This window comes from Pseudomonas sp. C2B4 (assembly GCF_013359695.1).
Classification (GTDB): Bacteria; Pseudomonadota; Gammaproteobacteria; order Pseudomonadales; family Pseudomonadaceae; genus Aquipseudomonas.
Window position 1 is genome coordinate 13,724 of the sequence record NZ_JABFMU010000069.1, and the last position, 18,117, is coordinate 31,840.

General features: G+C 61.9%; 20 protein-coding genes. 18 read left to right on the plus strand and 2 right to left on the minus strand.

The features are described from left to right. Positions 1–17: 17 nt before the first annotated feature. From HNQ83_RS27425 to HNQ83_RS27460, 8 genes are all read left to right on the plus strand, one after another. Positions 18–2,279: a chemotaxis protein CheA gene (locus tag HNQ83_RS27425; protein WP_175391980.1), complete on the plus strand. Its 2,262-nt coding sequence runs from the start codon at positions 18–20 to the stop codon at positions 2,277–2,279. Between the two features lie 51 nt (positions 2,280–2,330). Beyond that, positions 2,331–3,461, plus strand: a complete 1,131-nt coding sequence (locus HNQ83_RS27430) for a chemotaxis response regulator protein-glutamate methylesterase (RefSeq protein WP_175391981.1) — start codon at positions 2,331–2,333, stop codon at positions 3,459–3,461. Then, positions 3,461–4,201: a flagellar motor protein gene (locus tag HNQ83_RS27435; protein WP_175391982.1), complete on the plus strand. Its 741-nt coding sequence runs from the start codon at positions 3,461–3,463 to the stop codon at positions 4,199–4,201. The genes HNQ83_RS27430 and HNQ83_RS27435 overlap by 1 nt, the downstream gene beginning before the upstream one ends. A gap of 15 nt (positions 4,202–4,216) precedes the next feature. Further along, entirely contained in the window at positions 4,217–5,107 is an 891-nt protein-coding gene (gene motD, locus HNQ83_RS27440) for a flagellar motor protein MotD (protein ID WP_175391983.1), read from the plus strand. Between the two features lie 40 nt (positions 5,108–5,147). Continuing rightward, on the plus strand, positions 5,148–5,936 hold the full coding sequence (locus HNQ83_RS27445; protein WP_175391984.1) for a ParA family protein: 789 nt from the start codon (positions 5,148–5,150) through the stop codon (positions 5,934–5,936). Between the two features lie 126 nt (positions 5,937–6,062). Then, on the plus strand, positions 6,063–6,995 hold the full coding sequence (locus HNQ83_RS27450) for a CheW domain-containing protein (protein ID WP_175391985.1): 933 nt from the start codon (positions 6,063–6,065) through the stop codon (positions 6,993–6,995). Positions 6,996–7,080: 85 nt separating this feature from the next. Further along, positions 7,081–7,566: a chemotaxis protein CheW gene (locus tag HNQ83_RS27455; protein WP_007980742.1), complete on the plus strand. Its 486-nt coding sequence runs from the start codon at positions 7,081–7,083 to the stop codon at positions 7,564–7,566. After that, entirely contained in the window at positions 7,567–7,959 is a 393-nt protein-coding gene (locus HNQ83_RS27460) for a DUF2802 domain-containing protein (RefSeq protein WP_175391986.1), read from the plus strand. A 263-nt stretch (positions 7,960–8,222) separates the two neighbouring features. Here the strand turns inward: HNQ83_RS27460 and HNQ83_RS27465 are convergent, their stop codons facing one another. Both HNQ83_RS27465 and HNQ83_RS27470 read right to left on the minus strand, forming a co-directional pair. Continuing rightward, positions 8,223–8,552 carry an EscU/YscU/HrcU family type III secretion system export apparatus switch protein gene (locus HNQ83_RS27465; RefSeq protein ID WP_175391987.1) on the minus strand — a complete coding sequence of 110 codons (330 nt, stop codon included), beginning with the start codon at positions 8,550–8,552 and terminating at the stop codon, positions 8,223–8,225. Continuing rightward, positions 8,549–10,123: a flagellar hook-length control protein FliK gene (locus HNQ83_RS27470; protein ID WP_175391988.1), complete on the minus strand. Its 1,575-nt coding sequence runs from the start codon at positions 10,121–10,123 to the stop codon at positions 8,549–8,551. Before HNQ83_RS27470 ends, HNQ83_RS27465 begins: the two co-directional genes overlap by 4 nt. A 198-nt stretch (positions 10,124–10,321) precedes the next feature. On the opposite strand from HNQ83_RS27470, the gene ccmA reads away from it, so the two are divergent. From ccmA to HNQ83_RS27520, 10 genes are all read left to right on the plus strand, one after another. Further along, positions 10,322–10,957, plus strand: a complete 636-nt coding sequence (ccmA, locus tag HNQ83_RS27475) for a cytochrome c biogenesis heme-transporting ATPase CcmA (protein WP_175391989.1) — start codon at positions 10,322–10,324, stop codon at positions 10,955–10,957. Then, a complete protein-coding gene (ccmB, locus tag HNQ83_RS27480; RefSeq protein ID WP_175391990.1) occupies positions 10,954–11,622 on the plus strand; it encodes a heme exporter protein CcmB in 669 nt (222 codons plus the stop codon). The genes ccmA and ccmB overlap by 4 nt, the downstream gene beginning before the upstream one ends. Positions 11,623–11,702: 80 nt before the next feature. Beyond that, positions 11,703–12,458 carry a heme ABC transporter permease gene (locus tag HNQ83_RS27485; RefSeq protein ID WP_175391991.1) on the plus strand — a complete coding sequence of 252 codons (756 nt, stop codon included), beginning with the start codon at positions 11,703–11,705 and terminating at the stop codon, positions 12,456–12,458. After that, positions 12,455–12,631, plus strand: coding sequence for a heme exporter protein CcmD (gene ccmD, locus HNQ83_RS27490; RefSeq protein ID WP_008055370.1), 177 nt, complete (start codon positions 12,455–12,457; stop codon positions 12,629–12,631). Before HNQ83_RS27485 ends, ccmD begins: the two co-directional genes overlap by 4 nt. Then, positions 12,628–13,083, plus strand: coding sequence for a cytochrome c maturation protein CcmE (gene ccmE / locus HNQ83_RS27495; RefSeq protein ID WP_175391992.1), 456 nt, complete (start codon positions 12,628–12,630; stop codon positions 13,081–13,083). Before ccmD ends, ccmE begins: the two co-directional genes overlap by 4 nt. 3 nt (positions 13,084–13,086) lie before the next feature. Continuing rightward, entirely contained in the window at positions 13,087–15,075 is a 1,989-nt protein-coding gene (locus tag HNQ83_RS27500) for a heme lyase CcmF/NrfE family subunit (protein ID WP_175391993.1), read from the plus strand. Continuing rightward, entirely contained in the window at positions 15,072–15,608 is a 537-nt protein-coding gene (locus HNQ83_RS27505; RefSeq protein ID WP_175391994.1) for a DsbE family thiol:disulfide interchange protein, read from the plus strand. The genes HNQ83_RS27500 and HNQ83_RS27505 overlap by 4 nt, the downstream gene beginning before the upstream one ends. Beyond that, entirely contained in the window at positions 15,605–16,075 is a 471-nt protein-coding gene (locus HNQ83_RS27510) for a cytochrome c-type biogenesis protein (protein WP_175391995.1), read from the plus strand. Before HNQ83_RS27505 ends, HNQ83_RS27510 begins: the two co-directional genes overlap by 4 nt. Then, a complete protein-coding gene (gene ccmI / locus HNQ83_RS27515; protein ID WP_175391996.1) occupies positions 16,072–17,274 on the plus strand; it encodes a c-type cytochrome biogenesis protein CcmI in 1,203 nt (400 codons plus the stop codon). The genes HNQ83_RS27510 and ccmI overlap by 4 nt, the downstream gene beginning before the upstream one ends. A gap of 14 nt (positions 17,275–17,288) precedes the next feature. Next, positions 17,289–17,693 (plus strand): hypothetical protein, encoded by a 405-nt coding sequence (locus HNQ83_RS27520; protein ID WP_175391997.1) that lies wholly within the window; start codon positions 17,289–17,291, stop codon positions 17,691–17,693. Positions 17,694–18,117 lie beyond the last annotated feature (424 nt).

Below are 18,117 nucleotides of genomic sequence, written 5' to 3' on the forward strand. Positions count from 1 at the left end.
GTAGGAGCACACCATTAATGAGCTTCGGCGCCGATGAAGAGATCCTTCAGGATTTCCTGGTTGAGGCCGGCGAGATTCTAGAGCAACTGTCCGAGCAACTGGTCGAGCTGGAAAGCCGACCGGATGATGCGGACTTGCTCAATGCAATTTTTCGCGGTTTTCACACTGTAAAAGGGGGCGCCGGCTTCCTCCAGCTCAATGAGCTGGTGGAGTGCTGTCACATCGCCGAGAACGTGTTCGACATCCTGCGCAAGGGCGAACGTCGCGTCGACTCGGAATTGATGGACGTGGTTCTCGAAGCACTGGACGCGGTGAACAGCATGTTCAGCGAAGTCCGCGAGCGCAGCCCGATCACGGCTGCCACACCTGAATTGCTTGCAGCCCTGGCCCGCCTGGCCGAGCCGCAAACGGCTGACGAGGCCGCACCGGCACCCGTGGTCGAGGTGGTTGAAGAGCCCGTTGCTGAAAGCGAATCGGGTGACATCACCGACAATGAATTCGAACAACTGCTGGACTCGCTGAACGCCGTCAAGGCTCAGGCCGAGGCGCCGGCGACTGCTCCAGCACCGGCCGGCGATGAAGCGGCCAGCGACGAAATCACCGATGCCGAGTTCGAGTCGTTGCTCGACCAATTGCACGGCAAAGGCCAGTTCGCCGTTGATGCCGTCGCCCCCGCTCCTGCTGCGCCGTCAGCGCCGAAAGAGGCGGGCGACAGCTCCGACATCACCGACGACGAATTCGAAGCGCTGCTCGACCAGCTGCACGGCAAGGGCAACTTTGCGGTGGAAGCGCTGGAGTCGGCCATCGCTTCGGTACCGACCCCGGCTGCACCTGCCGCAGCAGCGGCCGGTAGCGACCTGATCACCGATCACGAATTCGAATCGCTGCTCGACGAGCTGCACGGCAAAGGCAAGTTCACTGAAGTCGGCGCTACCGCTGGAACCGCTACCGGTGCCAGCGCTCCGGTAGCAACACCAGTGGCCAAGGCAGCGGCACCTAAGCCGGTGGCCAAGGCGCCCGAGCCGAAAGCCGAAGCTCCGGCGGCGGCTGCCGCACCGGCTCCAGCCCGTGCTCCGGCATCGCCGCCAGCGGAAAAACCCGCCAGCGAAGCCGAGACCACCGTGCGGGTCGATACCGCGCGCCTGGACGAAATCATGAACATGGTCGGCGAGTTGGTGCTGGTGCGTAACCGTCTGGTTCGCCTGGGCCTCAACAGCGGCGACGAAGCCATGTCCAAGGCCGTGTCGAACCTCGACGTGGTGACGGCCGACCTGCAGACCGCGGTCATGAAGACCCGGATGCAACCGATCAAGAAAGTATTCGGGCGCTTCCCGCGCCTGGTTCGCGACCTGGCCCGCCAGCTCAAGAAAGAGATCAACCTGGAGCTGGTCGGCGAAGAAACCGACCTCGACAAGAACCTCGTCGAGGCCCTGGCCGACCCGTTGGTCCACTTGGTGCGCAACGCGGTCGACCACGGCATCGAGTCGCCGGAAGAACGCGAAGCCTCGGGCAAGGCCCGTGGCGGCAAGGTGATCCTGGCCGCTGAACAGGAAGGCGACCACATCCTGCTGTCGATTTCCGATGACGGCAAAGGCATGGACCCGAACGTCCTGCGTTCCATCGCGGTGAAACGCGGTGTGATGGACAAGGACGCGGCCGATCGCCTGAGCGATACCGAGTGCTACAACCTGATTTTCGCCCCGGGCTTCTCGACCAAGACCGAGATCTCCGATGTGTCGGGTCGTGGCGTGGGCATGGACGTGGTGAAAACCAAGATTTCCCAGCTCAATGGCTCGATCAACATCTACTCGGCCAAGGGCCAGGGTTCGAAGATCGTCATCAAGGTGCCGTTGACCCTGGCGATCATGCCGACGCTGATGGTCATGCTCGGCAACCAGGCGTTCGCGTTCCCGCTGGTGAACGTCAACGAGATTTTCCACCTCGACCTGTCGACCACCAACGTGGTGGACGGCCAGGAAGTGGTGATCGTGCGGGACAAGGCGCTGCCGTTGTTCTACCTCAAGCGCTGGCTGGTCAGCTCCGCCGCTCATGAAGAGCAGCGCGAAGGCCATGTGGTGATCCTTTCGGTGGGTACCCAGCGGATCGGCTTCGTCGTCGATCAATTGGTGGGCCAGGAAGAAGTGGTCATCAAGCCATTGGGCAAAATGCTCCAGGGAACCCCGGGCATGTCGGGCGCCACCATCACCGGTGACGGTCGCATTGCGCTGATTCTCGATGTTCCGAGCATGCTCAAGCGTTACGCCACGCGGCGTATTTGAATTCGGCGCAGCGGAGGCGATTGAGGCCCCGCTGCGTCTAACGGAGTGTTTATGGCAGTCAAAGTCCTGGTGGTGGACGATTCGGGGTTTTTCCGCCGCCGCGTCTCGGAAATTCTTTCAGCGGATTCGAATATCCAGGTCGTCGGTACGGCGACCAACGGTAAAGAGGCGATCGATCAGGCGCTGGCCCTCAAGCCGGACGTGATCACCATGGACTACGAGATGCCGATGATGGACGGCATCACGGCGGTGCGGCACATCATGCAGCGCTGCCCGACCCCGGTCTTGATGTTTTCCTCGCTGACCCACGAAGGCGCCCGGGTGACCCTCGATGCGCTGGACGCCGGTGCGGTGGACTTCCTGCCAAAGAATTTCGAAGACATCTCGCGCAACCCCGAGAAGGTCAAGCAACTGCTGTGCGAGAAGATTCTCAGCATCTCGCGCAGTAACCGCCGTGTCAGCGCCTACAGCGCTCCGGCGCCGGTAGCGGCTCCCGCTCCAGCACCTTCCAGTCTCGGCAGCTACGGCAGCAGCGCGCCTGCGCGTCCGGCTCCGGCTCCGGCGCCGATGCCTGCGCGTGCCCATGCGGCTGCTCCCTCGTCGCCCGCACCGAAACGCAAAGCCTACAAACTGGTTGCCATCGGCACGTCCACCGGCGGTCCGGTTGCCCTGCAGCGGGTACTGACTCAACTGCCGGCCAATTTCCCGGCGCCGATCGTGCTGATCCAGCACATGCCGGCAGCCTTCACCAAGGCCTTCGCCGAACGTCTGGACAAGCTCTGCCGTATCAGCGTGAAGGAGGCTGAGGATGGCGACATCCTGCGTCCGGGCCTGGCGCTGCTGGCACCGGGTGGCAAACAAATGATGATCGACGGCCGTGGCGCGGTGAAAATCCTGCCGGGCGATGAGCGCTTGAACTACAAGCCGTGCGTGGACATCACCTTCGGTTCGGCGGCCAAGTCCTACGGTGACAAAGTTCTGGCGGTCGTGCTGACGGGCATGGGCGCCGACGGTCGCGAAGGCGCGCGCCTGCTCAAACAGGGCGGCAGCTCGATCTGGGCCCAGGATGAAGCCAGCTGCGTGATCTACGGCATGCCGATGGCCATCGTCAAAGCCGAACTCGCCGACGCGGTGTACGGCCTGGACGATATCGGCAAGCACCTGGTCGAGGCGTGCATCTGATGGATGTTCTGAGCCTTATCGGCATCATTATGGCGTTCGTCGCCATCATCGGCGGCAACTACCTCGAAGGCGGCCACCTCGGCGCGCTGGCCAACGGCCCGGCAGCGCTGATCGTGCTCGGCGGGACCTTCGGCGCGGCATTGCTGCAATCGCCGATGAGCGCCTTCAAGCGTGCCATGCAGATTCTGGCGTGGATTCTGTTTCCTCCGCGCGTCGACCTGGCCGGTGGTATCGACCGCGTCGTGAACTGGAGCCTGACCGCCCGCAAGGAAGGCCTGCTCGGGCTGGAAGGGGTGGCAGATACCGAACCCGACAGCTATTCGCGCAAAGGCCTGCAATTGCTGGTCGACGGCGCCGAACCCGAGGCGATCCGCAGCATTCTGGAAGTGGATTTCTACACCCAGGAAAGCCGCGACATCGAAGCGGCCAAAGTCTTTGAGAGCATGGGCGGTTACGCGCCGACCATCGGCATCATCGGCGCGGTCATGGGCCTGATTCATGTCATGGGCAACCTCGGTGATCCGTCGCAACTGGGTAACGGCATTGCCGTGGCCTTCGTCGCCACCATCTACGGTGTGGCCAGTGCCAACCTGGTGCTGCTGCCGATTGCCGCGAAACTCAAATCCGTTGCCATGCGCCAGTCGCGTTACCGCGAAATGTTGCTCGAAGGCATCCTGTCGATCGCCGAAGGTGAAAACCCTCGCTCCATTGAGTTGAAGCTTCAGGGCTTCATGGATTGAGGGGAGTAACGGACTATGGCCCGTCGTCGCCAGCATGATGAACACGTCAACCACGAACGCTGGCTGGTGTCCTACGCGGACTTCATCACCTTGCTGTTCGCGTTTTTCGTGGTGATGTACTCGATCTCTTCGGTCAACGAAGGCAAGTACAAGATCATTTCCGAGGCCTTGATCGGGGTTTTCACCGACACCGACCGCGCCCTCAAGCCGATTCCCATCGGTGACGAGCGGCCGAAGACCGTGACGCCGGCCAAGCCGCTGGTCAAGGATGCCGACCAGGTTGACGCCGGTATCGCCGGGGCCAGCGATCCGCTGAAAAGCATCGCCGACGACATCAGCGCGGCGTTCGGCGACCTGATCAGCTCCAACCAGATGACCGTGCGCGGCAACGAGCTGTGGGTCGAGATCGAACTCAATTCCAGCCTGTTGTTCGGCAGTGGCGATGCCATGCCCAGCGACATCGCTTTCAACATCATCGACAAGGTCGCGGCGATTCTGAAGCCGTTCGATAACCCGATTCACGTCGAAGGTTTTACCGACGATCAACCCATTCGCACCGCGCAGTACCCGACCAACTGGGAACTGTCGTCGGCCCGTTCGGCGAGCATCGTGCGCATGCTGGCGATGCAGGGGGTGAACCCCGGTCGACTGGCCTCTGTGGGTTACGGTGAATTCCAGCCCGTGGCCAACAACGCCACGGCCGAGGGCCGGGCGCGCAACCGACGCGTGGTGCTGGTGGTGTCACGCAATCTTGACGTGCGCCGCAGCCTGACCGGCACCGGAACCGCTCATACCACACCCGATGCCGCCTTGAAGCGGGCTGGCACACAAACTGCACCAACCCCGGTCAAGTCGCCGGTACGAGAGAGCGCCGTCAATTCTCCGTCACCGGCATTAACACGTTGAGCTATTTCCCGGTCGACCCGGCCGGGAGGAACCAAACCTAATGAGAGTCTGGGCAGTCGCCAATCAAAAGGGTGGTGTCGGTAAAACCACTTCCTCTATCGCTTTAGCCGGTTTGCTGGCCGAGGCGGGCAAGCGCGTGGTCGTGGTTGACCTCGACCCCCATGGCTCGATGACCAGTTATTTTGGCTACGATCCCGACAGCCTGGAACACAGCAACTACGACCTGTTCCTGCACAAGGGCAGCGTGCCGCAGGGCTTGCCCGGGCAATTGCTGCTGTCCACCAGCGACGAACGCATTTCCCTGTTGCCGTCGAGCACCGCCCTGGCGACCCTCGAGCGTCAGTCGCCGGGCCAGAGCGGCCTGGGCCTGGTGATCGCCAAGAGCCTGGCGCAGTTGTGGCAGGACTTCGATTACGCGGTCATCGACAGCCCGCCGTTGCTCGGTGTGCTGATGGTCAATGCCTTGGCGGCCAGCCAGCAACTGGTGATTCCGGTGCAGACCGAGCACCTGGCGGTCAAAGGCCTGGAACGCATGATCAACACCCTGGCGATGATCAACCGTTCCCGCAAACAGGCACTGCCGTTCACCATCGTGCCAACGCTGTTCGACCGCCGCACGCAAGCGTCCCTTGGCACGCTGCGGGTATTGCGCGACAAGTTTCCGGAAGAAATCTGGCAAGGCTACATTCCCGTGGACACTCGCCTGCGCGATGCCAGTCGCGCGGGTGTGACGCCTTCGCAGTTCGACGGCAAGAGTCGTGGTGTTCTTGCTTACCGTGCGTTGCTCAAGCATTTGCTGGCGGCACAACGTGTTCCGCAGGTGGCCTGAGATGAACCCGATCCTTGTAGGAGCGAGCTTGCTCGCGATGGTCGTCAACGATGACGCGGGAAACCTGACACCCCGTGGCGCTCTCAGGTTCATCGCGAGCAAGCTCGCTCCTACGGGTGAGCGCTCATGAACCGGCCGTTGAAGACCACTTCGCGCCCGCAACTGGCGTTGCAGTCCTATCTGGATAATCTGCTGCAAGAAGTCACCGAGGAATTCGCGCCGGAAATCGAGGCGCTTCCCCCGGTGGTGGAAGTTGAAGCTGCGCTGGATGAATTTCAGGCGGCAGTGCTCGAAGAGCAGGCCCGCGATGCGCGCAAAGCCGTGGTCGCTCCCGCCCCGGTGGTTACGCCGGTAGCGAAGGCTCCGGTCGCCGTGGTCGAGGCACCGGCCCCCGTTTTGGCGGCGGTATCGACCATCGCTCCGCTGCTGCAAGCGTTGGTGCCACCGCCCGTCGAGGAGCCGCCAGTACCGGAGGCGCCCATCGTCGAAGTGCATCAAGCGCTGGTACCGCCCGTGGTCGAAGTGCATCTGCCCCCGGCCAACACGCCGCCCCCGGTGGAAACCGACGGTCGTCCGGCATGGGCGGCCGAGCCGTTCGAATGCCTGTTGTTCGATGTCGCCGGGTTGACCCTGGCGGTGCCGCTGGTGTGCCTGGGCTCGATTTACTCCCTGGCCGGCCACGAGTTGACGCCGCTGTTCGGCCAGCCCGAGTGGTTCCTCGGCATCCTGCCGAGTCAGGCCGGCAACCTGAAGGTCCTGGACACCGCGCGTTGGGTCATGCCCGACCGTTATCGCGATGATTTCCGCCAGGGCCTGCAATACGTTATTTCGGTCCAGGGCTACGAGTGGGGGCTGGCGGTGCATCAAGTCAGCCGCTCGTTGCGCCTGGACCCGAACGAAATCAAATGGCGCAGCCACCGTGGTCAACGGCCATGGCTGGCGGGCACGGTGATTGAACACATGTGTGCGTTGCTTGACGTGTCCGAACTGGCCGAGTTGATCGCCAGTGGCGGGGCAAAGCACATGGGCGGCAGCAAGCCGGTCCAAAAGCTGAAATGAAATCTGCACGACAAACAGGCGACGGCATTCAAATGCCGCAGCACAGAACACACACCGCCACGGCGGTTTTTCGAGGGGTCAGGGTATGAATGATAAGGCGACGGCGGCAAAAGGGTCCGAAGATCCGATCCTGCAATGGGTAACCTTCAAGCTGGACAACGAAACCTACGGCATCAACGTGATGCGCGTTCAGGAAGTCCTGCGCTACACCGAAATCGCTCCGGTGCCGGGTGCCCCGAGCTACGTACTGGGCATCATCAACCTGCGCGGTAACGTGGTCACCGTGATCGACACCCGTCAGCGCTTCGGCCTGATGAATGCCGAGATCAGCGACAACACCCGTATCGTCATCATCGAAGCCGACAAGCAGGTTGTCGGGATCATGGTCGACAGCGTGGCTGAAGTGGTTTACCTGCGTCAGTCGGAAATCGAGACTGCACCGAACGTCGGTAACGAAGAGTCCGCCAAGTTCATTCAAGGCGTGTGCAACAAGAACAACGAACTGCTGATCCTTGTCGAGCTGGACAAGATGATGAGCGAAGAAGAATGGTCGGAACTGGAGAGTATCTGATTGATTCTCGAGGTTGCGGTCATTGTCCTGTTCCTGTTCTGGGCAGGCACGCTGGCGATGTTTCTGGCGTACATTCGCGATCAACGGAAGATCGCCGCGCAACAGGCCCAGGGGGATGCGCTGCGTGATCAGCGCATCAAGGACCTGGCCAAAAGCGTGGACGACTATCAGAACGGCAACGTGCGCATGGGTGAAGACCTGCACGAACTGCGCGCAATCGTCGCGCCGTTGCCGGACCGGCTCACCCGCGTGGAACAGCGCGACCCCACAAGCCTGTCGTTCGCCCAGGCGGCGCGACTGGTGGGGATGGGCGCCAGCGTCGACGAACTGACCCAGTCCTGCGGCTTGACCCAGGCTGAGGCGGAGTTGATGAGCAAGCTGCACAAGAGCTGATCTTTGCGACTTGGCTGAGATCGCTTTCGCGAGCAGGCTCGCTCCCACAATGGATCGGGGTGGACACAATACGTGTGAACACCGCCAATCCCCTGTGGGAGCGAGCCTGCTCGCGAAGGCGGTGTGACAGGCGCCGTTGATGTTGAATATACCGGCCTCATCGTGAGCAAGTTTTGCTCCTGCGGATTGATGGCGTTCAGAATATCCGCGAATGCCTCAATCCTGTTGGAGCAAAGCTTGCTCGCGATGGCGTCCTCGACGACTCAGTAATCATCTCCGCGATCCGTCACATCCTTCTCCAGCATCGGCGCATCCGGATCCTGCCCCGCCGGAAACTTGCCCTTCAGATTCCACGCGAACGCAATGATCTCGGCAATCGTGCGATACAACTCCTCCGGAATACTGTCCCCCAGCTCCATGCGCGCCAGCAGCCTTACCAGCTCGGCGTTTTCGTAGATCGGCACTTCATAGTCGCGGGCGATCCTGAGGATTTCTTCGGCCAGTTCTTCATCGCCCTTGGCGGTGAGGGTAGGGGCGTGGGTGCCGTCGTACTTGAGGGCGATGGCCTGGCGGGGGGCGTTGGAGGTGCTCATGCGTTTTCGTCGACCCAGCGTTGTTCAAGACAGGTTTGTGGGCCTTGGGGCGGTTTGCCCTGATGGCAATCGAGATCACCGACGTTCAGGCCCGATGCCAGCAGGCGCTGGCGCAGTGCGGCCAGGTTGCTTTCGATCAGGCTGGCGGTGTACGGCCGTTCGGCCCACAACTGGCTGGACAGGCTGCCCTTGATCAGTTGCGCCTGAATCTGCATCGGCCCCAGCGGTTCCATGTCGAACGCCAGTTCGACGCGCCACAGTTGCTGCTTTGGCTCGCGCTCGTCACGGCGTTCGTGCTGTTGCTCTTTCTCGGGCACCTCTTCGCGCTGGAACTTGATCTGCAGGGGCACAATGTCCTGCAGGTTGCGCATCGGCACTTCCAGTTGCCAGGTGCTCATGAGGCGACCGTCACTGGTCACGCCCGTTTGCTCCAGGCTCGACAGTTGGTGGCTTTGCAGGCGTGAAACCGCTGCAGCGGCCAGACGTAGCAGGTGTTCGAGATCGTCTTCGCCTTCGGCGTTCTGCATCAGGCGCTCGGGCAGCGGGAAGCCGGTCGGCGACGGTTTGGCGCTGACTTGCCCAAGCATACCGAGGGCGTTACGCACAAAGCTCGGCAGGGCCTGGGCCAGGGTGTTGGCGGCGATGATCGCGCTGAGGTTGGTGCTGGCGGGCAACCCCGGCGTCAGTTGCGCAATCACCTTGAGCAGGTCGGCTTTCATGTCGGGGGCAAGTGTTGGATTTTGTCCGGTCAGCAGTTTCGACTCGAGGAACGCGCCGCTGCTGGCCAGGGCCAGTGCGAGGCCTTTGGGGGTGCTCAGCTGCTGAACGTCGGGCAGGCCGGCGAGCAGCTTGTCCACGGCCACCCGCAGGTCGCTGGAGGTCTGATTCGAGGGCGGCAGGTTTTGCAGCAGCTTGAGCAGGCCATCCAGCGAACCCTGGCGGCTGGTTTGGCTGACCAGTTGCTGGGTCACGGCCAATTGCTCCTGGCGGCTGCTCAAGGGCACGAACTTCAGGGTCTGGGTGTCCTGCACCTGGGCGCTGAGCAAGGTGCCGATGCGCAACGGCTGCGGGCTGTCGATGCTCAAGGTGCTGCCGCTCAGGGCGGTATTGAGCAGGCTGACCATCGAGCGAAACACCGTCGGTTGCCCCGGCACTTGAGGCAACACCTGGGACGTCAGCACTTTGCCCTGCAGCAGGGTGCCGACCGGCAGTTGCGCGGTGTCGATACGGGTGAGGGTGGCGACGCTGGTGGCGATGGCCTGCTGCACGGTGATGGCCAGATTGCCCGCCGAAGGCTGGGTGACCGCGATATTGGTGCCCTGAGCCAATGGCTGGCTGCTGGTGGCCTGGACCGTGGTCTGGCGTCCGCTTTCCAGGGTGACCTTGAGCAACAGTTGAAAAGTCTGGTCCGCCTGCTTGAGCGACAGCACTTCAGCCTTGGCGGTCTGCCCGGCGGTGATCAGACCTTCAATGGGCGTCAGCAACTTGAGCAACTCGCCGCTGACCGCCAGCGGACGCGTGGTCGCCGGGGTGGCCTGCGGTAGCGGGAGGATGTTCATTTCGCCTGTCATACGCGGTCACAACCTTGGGAAAATGCGCTCTTTAGAGTAGGAAATGGCATGTATAATGCCGCCCCGTTGTATACAGAGTGCCGGAAACATTGCAATTATTTGACGCAGCTCTCTAGTTCGGGCCGCCAATACAACTATTCTGCATCTCTTTAACGGCCGCGCCAGAGCCGACTTGAACCGTATAAGGCCCGTGAACCCTTGACCAGTCCAGTCCTGCAAACCGTTGCCCTTGCCTGTGAGCGAGACCTTCGGCTGCTTTTCGAAAATCTCGATTTGAGAATGGCCAGTGGCGAAATGGTACAAATCAGCGGCCCCAACGGCAGCGGCAAGACCAGCCTGCTGCGCCTGCTGTCGGGGCTGATGCACCCGACAGCCGGTCAGGTGCTGCTCAATGGCCAGCCACTCAACGAACAACGCACGGAACTGGCGCGTAATCTGTTGTGGATCGGCCATGCGGCGGGGATCAAGGATTTGCTGACGCCGGAAGAGAACCTCAGCTGGCTCTGCGCCCTGCATCAACCAGCCTCCCATGAAGCGATCTGGAAAGCCCTGGCGGCCGTGGGATTGCGCGGTTTCGAAGATGTTCCCTGCCACACCCTGTCCGCAGGCCAGCAGCGTCGCGTTGCACTGGCGCGTTTGTACCTGGACAGCCCGCCGCTGTGGATTCTCGATGAGCCGTTCACTGCGCTCGACAAGCAAGGCGTCGCACAGCTGGAAGAACACCTGGCCGGCCACTGCGAACGTGGCGGCATCGTGGTGTTGACCACTCACCACACCCTGAGCCGGATGCCGGCCAGTTATCGCGATATTGACCTGGGGAAATGGGCCGTATGAGTGTTTTCGGCCTGTTGGTCGCCCGTGAGGCCCGTCTGTTGTTCCGCCGACCGGCGGAGCTGGCCAACCCGTTGGTGTTCTTCGCCATCGTCGTTTCGCTGTTTCCGCTGGCAGTGGGGCCCGAGTCTCAATTGTTGCAAACCTTGTCTCCGGGGCTGGTCTGGGTCGCGGCCCTTTTATCGGTTTTGCTCTCGCTGGACGGGCTTTTCCGCAGTGATTTCGAGGACGGTTCGCTGGAACAGTGGGTCCTTTCGCCGCACCCCCTGCCTCTTCTGGTTTTGGCCAAGGTGCTGGCACACTGGATGTTTTCCGGCCTGGCACTGGTTTTGCTCGCACCCTTGCTGGCGTTGATGCTTGGTTTGCCTGCCGCCTGTCTGCCGGTGTTGCTGCTTTCTTTATTGCTGGGTACACCGGTGCTGAGCCTGCTCGGTGCGGTGGGCGCGGCGTTGACCGTCGGTTTGAAGCGCGGTGGCCTTTTATTGGCGCTGCTGATTCTGCCGTTGTACATCCCGGTGTTGATTCTTGGCAGCGGCGCCCTGCAGGCGGCCCTTCAAGGCATGCCGGCGACCGGTTATCTGTTGTGGCTTGGTAGCCTGACCGCCCTGGCGATAACCCTGACACCCTTTGCAATAGCCGCTGGCCTGAAGATCAGCGTCGGCGAATAATGAGGTCTGATCAAAATTTGATCAGCAAAGACCCTTTGGCTGCTTCGTGATAACGAGCAGCAACCGTGATGGAAACAGTAATGAACTGGACCTGGTTTCATAAGCTCGGCTCACCCAAGTGGTTCTACGGCATCAGCGGCAAAATGCTGCCGTGGCTGAGCATGGCGGCATTGCTGCTGATCGGCGTTGGCGTGGTCTGGGGCCTGGCGTTCGCGCCGCCCGACTATCAGCAGGGCAACAGCTTTCGCATCATCTATATCCACGTTCCGGCCGCCATGCTGGCGCAGTCCATCTACGTGATGCTGGCCGTGTGCGGTGTCGTCGGGCTGGTGTGGAAAATGAAACTGGCCGATGTCGCCCTGCAATGCGCGGCCCCCATCGGTGCCTGGATGACGGCCGTGGCGCTGGTCACCGGGGCGATCTGGGGCAAGCCGACCTGGGGTTCGTGGTGGGTCTGGGATGCACGACTAACGTCCATGCTGATCCTGCTGTTTCTGTACTTCGGTGTCATTGCGCTGGGCAACGCCATCAGCAATCGTGACAGTGCGGCCAAGGCCTGCGCGGTGTTGGCGATTGTCGGCGTCATCAATATCCCGATCATCAAATACTCGGTGGAGTGGTGGAACACCCTGCACCAGGGCGCGACCTTCACCCTCACCGAAAAACCGGCGATGCCCGCTGAAATGTGGCTGCCGCTGCTGCTGACGGCGCTGGGTTTCTACTGTTTCTTCGGCGCGGTGTTGCTGCTGCGCATGCGCCTTGAAGTGCTCAAGCGCGAGGCACGGGCCAGTTGGGTGAAAACCGAAGTCGAAAACAGCCTGGAGGTCGTTCGATGAGTTTTGCGTCATTCGGCGACTTTCTCGCCATGGGCCATCACGGCCTGTATGTCTGGTCGGCCTACGGCATCTGCCTGGCGGTACTGGCCCTCAACGTGGCGGCGCCGATCCTGGCCCGCAAGCGGTATCTGCAACAAGAGGCGCGTCGTCTGCGCCGGGAGAACGGCAAGTGAATCCGCTGCGTAAAAAGCGTCTTACCATCATTCTGGCGATTCTGGTCGGGGTCGGCGCTGCCGTCGGCCTGGCCTTGAGCGCCCTGCAGCAAAACATCAATCTGTTTTACACACCGACCCAGATTGCCAACGGCGAGGCGCCCCATGACACGCGCATTCGCGCTGGCGGCATGGTCGAGGCCGGTTCGTTGCAGCGCTCCAGCGACTCGCTGGACGTGAAGTTCGTCGTCACCGACTTCAACAAATCCGTGACCATCACTTATCGCGGCATTCTTCCGGACCTGTTCCGCGAAGGGCAGGGCATCGTCGCCCTGGGCAAGCTCAACGCCGATGGCGTGGTAGTGGCCGACGAAGTGCTGGCCAAGCACGACGAGAAGTACATGCCGCCGGAAGTGACCAAGGCGTTGAAAGACAGTGGTCAATCCGCTCCTACACCCGCGAAGGAGGGTTGATCGATGACTTCCGGCATTTTCATTCCAGAGCTTGGCCATCTGGCCATGATCCTGGCGCTGTGCTTCGCGCTGGTTCAGGCCGTGGTGCCCTTGCTTGGCGCCTGGCGCGGTGATCGCTTGTGGATGAGCCTGGCCCAGCCCGCCGCGTGGGGCCAATTCGCCTTTCTGCTGTTCGCCTTTGGTTGCCTGACCTACGCCTTCATGACCGACGATTTTTCCGTCGCCTATGTGGCCAGCAACTCCAACAGCGCCTTGCCGTGGTACTACAAGTTCAGCGCCGTATGGGGCGCCCACGAAGGCTCGTTGTTGCTCTGGGCCCTGATCCTCGGTGGCTGGACCTTCGCCGTGTCGGTGTTCTCCCGGCAGTTGCCGCAAGTGATGCTGGCGCGGGTGCTGGCGGTGATGGGCATGATCAGCACCGGTTTCCTGATGTTCCTGATCCTCACCTCCAACCCGTTCTCGCGCATCCTGCCGCAGATTCCGGCGGACGGTCGCGACCTTAACCCGCTGCTGCAGGATATCGGCCTGATCGTTCACCCGCCGATGCTGTACATGGGTTACGTCGGTTTCTCCGTGGCCTTCGCCTTCGCCATCGCCGCACTGCTGGGCGGTCGTCTTGATGCGGCCTGGGCACGCTGGTCGCGCCCATGGACCATCGTCGCCTGGGCCTTCCTCGGCATTGGCATCACCCTGGGTTCGTGGTGGGCTTACTATGAACTCGGCTGGGGCGGCTGGTGGTTCTGGGACCCGGTGGAAAACGCTTCCTTCATGCCTTGGCTGGTGGGCACCGCGCTGATTCACTCGTTGGCGGTCACGGAAAAACGTGGCGTGTTCAAGAGCTGGACCGTGTTGCTGGCCATCGCCGCGTTCTCGTTGAGTCTGTTGGGCACCTTCCTCGTGCGTTCCGGCGTGCTGACTTCGGTTCACGCCTTCGCCTCCGACCCCGAGCGCGGCGTGTTCATCCTGATTTTCCTGTTGTTCGTGGTCGGTGGCTCGCTGACGCTGTTCGCCCTGCGCGCACCGGTGGTCAAGAGCCAGGTCGGCTTCAACCTCTGGTCCCGGGAAACCCTGCTGCTGGGCAACAACCTGGTGCTGGTGGTGGCGGCGTCGATGATTCTGCTCGGCACCCTGTATCCCCTGATTCTCGATGCGATGACCGGTGCCAAGCTGTCGGTCGGCCCGCCGTACTTCAACGCGTTGTTCATTCCGTTGATGGCCTTGTTGATGCTGGTGATGGCCGTCGGCGTGATCGTGCGCTGGAAAGACACCCCGGTGAAATGGCTGTTGGGCATGCTCACCCCGGTCCTGCTCGGTAGCGCCGCGCTGGCGGTGGTGGCCGGCGTCGCTTACGGCGATTTCAACTGGGCAGTGCTGGCGACCTTCATGCTCGCGGCCTGGGTGTTGCTGGCCGGTGTGCGTGACATCTTCGACAAGACCCGCCACAAAGGCCTGATCAAGGGTTTGCCGACCCTGACCCGCAGCTATTGGGGCATGCAGCTTGCCCACCTGGGCATTGCGGTCTGCGCCCTGGGCGTAGTGCTGTCGAGCCAGAACAGCGCCGAGCGCGACCTGCGCCTGGCGCCGGGCGAATCCATGGCCCTGGGCGGTTACCAGTTCGTGTTCGAAGGCGCCAAGCACTTCGAAGGCCCGAACTTCACCTCCGACAAGGGCACCGTGCGGGTGATCCGCGATGGTCAGGAAATCAGCGTGCTGCACCCGGAAAAACGTCTCTACACCGTGCAGAATTCGGTGATGACCGAAGCCGGGATCGACGCCGGTTTCACCCGTGACCTCTACGTCGCGCTGGGCGAACCGCTGGGCGAGGGCGCCTGGGCCGTACGGGTTCACGTCAAGCCGTTCGTGCGCTGGATCTGGTTCGGCGGATTGCTCACCGGCCTGGGCGGGTTGTTGGCCGCGCTGGACCGGCGTTATCGGGTCAAGGTGAAAAGCCGCGTGCGCGAAGCACTGGGCATGAGTGGAGCCACTGCATGAAACGATGGTTGATGCTGTTGCCACTGGCGATTTTTCTGGTGGTCGCTGTGTTCCTGTATCGCGGTCTGTACCTGGACCCGGCCGAGTTACCTTCGGCGATGATTGGCAAACCCTTCCCGGAGTTTTCCCTGCCGACAGTGCAGGGCGACAAGACCCTGACCCGCGCCGATCTCCTGGGGAAACCGGCGCTGGTCAACGTCTGGGGCACCTGGTGCATATCCTGCCGGGTCGAACACCCGGTGCTGAACAAACTGGCCGAGAAGGGCGTGGTGATCTACGGCATCAACTACAAGGACGTCAACGCCGATGCCTTGAAGTGGCTGGCGGAGTTCCACAACCCGTATCAACTGGATATCCGTGACGATGAAGGCAGTTTGGGCCTGAATCTCGGCGTGTACGGCGCGCCGGAAACCTTTTTCATCGACGCCAAGGGCATCATTCGCGACAAGTTCGTCGGCGTGATCGACGAGCAGGTCTGGCGGGAAAAACTGGCGGCCAAGTATCAGGCGCTGGTCGATGAGGCCAAGCCATGAAGCGCTGGTTCGCCGCGGTCATTCTGGGCTTGAGCCTGGCCGGGGTGGCGCACGCCGCCATCGACACCTATGAGTTCGCCAAGGAAGGGGATCGCGAGCGTTTTCGCGAGTTGACCAAGGAGCTGCGTTGCCCCAAGTGCCAGAACCAGGACATCGCCGACTCCAACGCACCGATCGCCGCCGACCTGCGCAAAGAGATTTACCGCATGCTCGGCGAGGGCAAGGACAACCAGCAGATCATCGACTTCATGGTCGATCGCTACGGTGATTTCGTCCGCTACAAACCGGCCCTGAACGCCAAGACTGCGCTGCTCTGGTTCGGTCCCGCCGGCCTGCTGCTGGGCGGTTTCGTGATCATCGCGGTGATTGTCCGCCGCCGTCGCGTGCAACGCGCCAGCACTCCGGGCTCGCTTTCCGCCGAGGAGCGCAAGCGCCTCGACCAACTGTTGGATAAAAACCAAGAATGATTGATTTCTGGCTCGCTGCAGGTCTGCTGCTTCTGGTGGCCCTGAGTTTTCTGCTGATCCCCGTTCTGCGTCATCGTCGCGCCCAGCTCGAAGAGGATCGTACCGCCCTGAACGTGGCGCTCTATCAGGAGCGCGTGGCTGAGTTGCAGACTCAGCAGGAAGAGGGTGTTCTCGATGCCGCGCAAATGGACGCCGGTCGTGCCGAAGCCGCCCGTGAGTTGCTCGCCGATACCGAAGACGTTGCCGCGCCTCGGGTATCGCGCCTGGGCAAGCCGGCGCCGTTGCTGGCGGCGATCCTGGTGCCTGTGCTGGGCCTTGGGCTGTACCTGCATTTTGGTGCCAGCGACAAAGTCGAGCTGACCCGGGAGTTCTCCCAGGCGCCGCAGTCGATGGAAGAGATGACCCGGCGTCTGGAACGCGCGGTCGCGGCGCAGCCGGAATCCGCCGAAGCCTTGTACTTCCTGGGGCGCACCTACATGACCCAGGATCGTCCTGGTGATGCGGCGAAAGTCTTCGAACGCACAGTCGCCGTGGCCGGACGCCAGCCTGAGCTGTTGGGGCAATGGGCCCAGGCCCAGTATTTCGCCGATGGCAAGAAATGGTCCGACAAGATTCAGGCGCTGACCGACGAAGCGTTGAAAGCCGATCCGAAGGAAGTCACCAGCCTGGGGCTGTTGGGCATTGCGGCCTTTGAAGGCCAGCGTTATCAGGAGGCGATCGATTACTGGAATCGCCTGCTGGAGCAACTGCCGCCGGAGGACAAATCCCGTATTGCACTGCAGGGCGGCATTGCCCGCGCCACCGAGAAACTGGTGGCCAGCGGTGGCAAAGTGGCCCCGGCACCAGTGGCGAAGGCTGCCGCATTGCTCAAGGTCCGGGTGGATCTGGCGGCCGATCTGAAAGCCAAGGTTCAGCCGGGCGACAGCGTGTTCATTTTCGCCCGCGCCACCTCTGGCCCACCCGCCCCCTTGGCGGCCAAGCGCCTGACTGTCGCCGACCTGCCGGCCACCGTCGAGCTGGGCGATGCAGACGCAATGATGCCGCAGTTGAAACTGTCGAACTTCCCTGAAGTCCAACTGGTTGCGCGCATTTCCCGTGCCGGCAAACCGACAGCCGGGGAATGGATCGGTCGCAGCCAGCCATTGGCCAGCAGCACCACCGCGCCACAAACACTGACCATCGACAGCCCGGACAAATGACAGGAAACGCCACCATGACCGCCATCGCTCGTATCACCTTGCTCAGTGTTGTTTTGGGGCTGAGCGCTTGTGCGGTCCAGCGGCCGGAGCCGACGCAGCTGCCGCCGATCCCGCCCTCGCAACCGAAACCTACGCCATCCACCTCGCCGACCCCGAGCAAACCGAGCATCCCGGCCAAGCCTGCCAAACCGCTGCCGCGCACTTCGGCCAGCTTCGCGCCGCCACCAGGTGGCAACAGCCATTGGGATCCGAAACTGGGTGTCTATGTGCTTGATGATCAGCCCAATACCTTTTATCGCCAGCGTACCTATTACCGCTGGGATAATGGCTGGAGCCGGTCGATCAGTCCGAAAGGGCCTTGGGAAGAGACGGATATTCATGGGGTGCCTGGGGGGCTCGGACGGCAGTTCGGGCAGTGATGCAAGAGGCGACCTTCGGGTCGCCTTTTTCTTGGCTGCAGAAATGTATTCGTCTGGACCACCATCGAACCCTGTGGGAGCTGGCTTGCCAGCGAAGACGGCCTGACAGACGGCCGATCTCTTGCAGATGCACCCGGATCAACTGTGGGAGCGAGCCTGCTCGCGAAGGCGGCCTGACAGACGGCCTATCTTTTGCTGGTGTACATATCCGTTTCTGCGGTAACGGCTGCTGGCGGTTTCGCCCTTACGGCGACTCACTTTTTTTTCAAACGCCAAAAAAAAGTAAGCAAAAAAAGGCTCGCCCCGAGCGTTCGGCCCCTCGCCAAGGCTCGGTGTTCCTTCGCTCCAGCATTCATCCGGGGGCATTGCTGAAGGGATCAACCACATAGGTAACAGAAAAGTTCAGGCACATAGGTAACACCTG

What these genes read in the sequence shown, in the direction of transcription:
- HNQ83_RS27445 (WP_175391984.1), top strand. Translation starts at nt 5,148, where the DNA reads ATGAGAGTCTGGGCAGTCGCCAATCAAAAGGGTGGTGTCGGTAAAACC.
- HNQ83_RS27470 (WP_175391988.1), bottom strand. Translation starts at nt 10,123, where the DNA reads ATGACAGGCGAAATGAACATCCTCCCGCTACCGCAGGCCACCCCGGCG.
- ccmB (WP_175391990.1), top strand. Translation starts at nt 10,954, where the DNA reads ATGAGTGTTTTCGGCCTGTTGGTCGCCCGTGAGGCCCGTCTGTTGTTC.
- ccmD (WP_008055370.1), top strand. Translation starts at nt 12,455, where the DNA reads ATGAGTTTTGCGTCATTCGGCGACTTTCTCGCCATGGGCCATCACGGC.
- HNQ83_RS27435 (WP_175391982.1), top strand. Translation starts at nt 3,461, where the DNA reads ATGGATGTTCTGAGCCTTATCGGCATCATTATGGCGTTCGTCGCCATC.
- HNQ83_RS27465 (WP_175391987.1), bottom strand. Translation starts at nt 8,552, where the DNA reads ATGAGCACCTCCAACGCCCCCCGCCAGGCCATCGCCCTCAAGTACGAC.
- HNQ83_RS27455 (WP_007980742.1), top strand. Translation starts at nt 7,081, where the DNA reads ATGAATGATAAGGCGACGGCGGCAAAAGGGTCCGAAGATCCGATCCTG.
- motD (WP_175391983.1), top strand. Translation starts at nt 4,217, where the DNA reads ATGGCCCGTCGTCGCCAGCATGATGAACACGTCAACCACGAACGCTGG.
- HNQ83_RS27450 (WP_175391985.1), top strand. Translation starts at nt 6,063, where the DNA reads ATGAACCGGCCGTTGAAGACCACTTCGCGCCCGCAACTGGCGTTGCAG.
- HNQ83_RS27500 (WP_175391993.1), top strand. Translation starts at nt 13,087, where the DNA reads ATGACTTCCGGCATTTTCATTCCAGAGCTTGGCCATCTGGCCATGATC.
- HNQ83_RS27485 (WP_175391991.1), top strand. Translation starts at nt 11,703, where the DNA reads ATGAACTGGACCTGGTTTCATAAGCTCGGCTCACCCAAGTGGTTCTAC.
- ccmI (WP_175391996.1), top strand. Translation starts at nt 16,072, where the DNA reads ATGATTGATTTCTGGCTCGCTGCAGGTCTGCTGCTTCTGGTGGCCCTG.
- HNQ83_RS27505 (WP_175391994.1), top strand. Translation starts at nt 15,072, where the DNA reads ATGAAACGATGGTTGATGCTGTTGCCACTGGCGATTTTTCTGGTGGTC.
- HNQ83_RS27425 (WP_175391980.1), top strand. Translation starts at nt 18, where the DNA reads ATGAGCTTCGGCGCCGATGAAGAGATCCTTCAGGATTTCCTGGTTGAG.
- HNQ83_RS27520 (WP_175391997.1), top strand. Translation starts at nt 17,289, where the DNA reads ATGACCGCCATCGCTCGTATCACCTTGCTCAGTGTTGTTTTGGGGCTG.
- HNQ83_RS27430 (WP_175391981.1), top strand. Translation starts at nt 2,331, where the DNA reads ATGGCAGTCAAAGTCCTGGTGGTGGACGATTCGGGGTTTTTCCGCCGC.
- HNQ83_RS27510 (WP_175391995.1), top strand. Translation starts at nt 15,605, where the DNA reads ATGAAGCGCTGGTTCGCCGCGGTCATTCTGGGCTTGAGCCTGGCCGGG.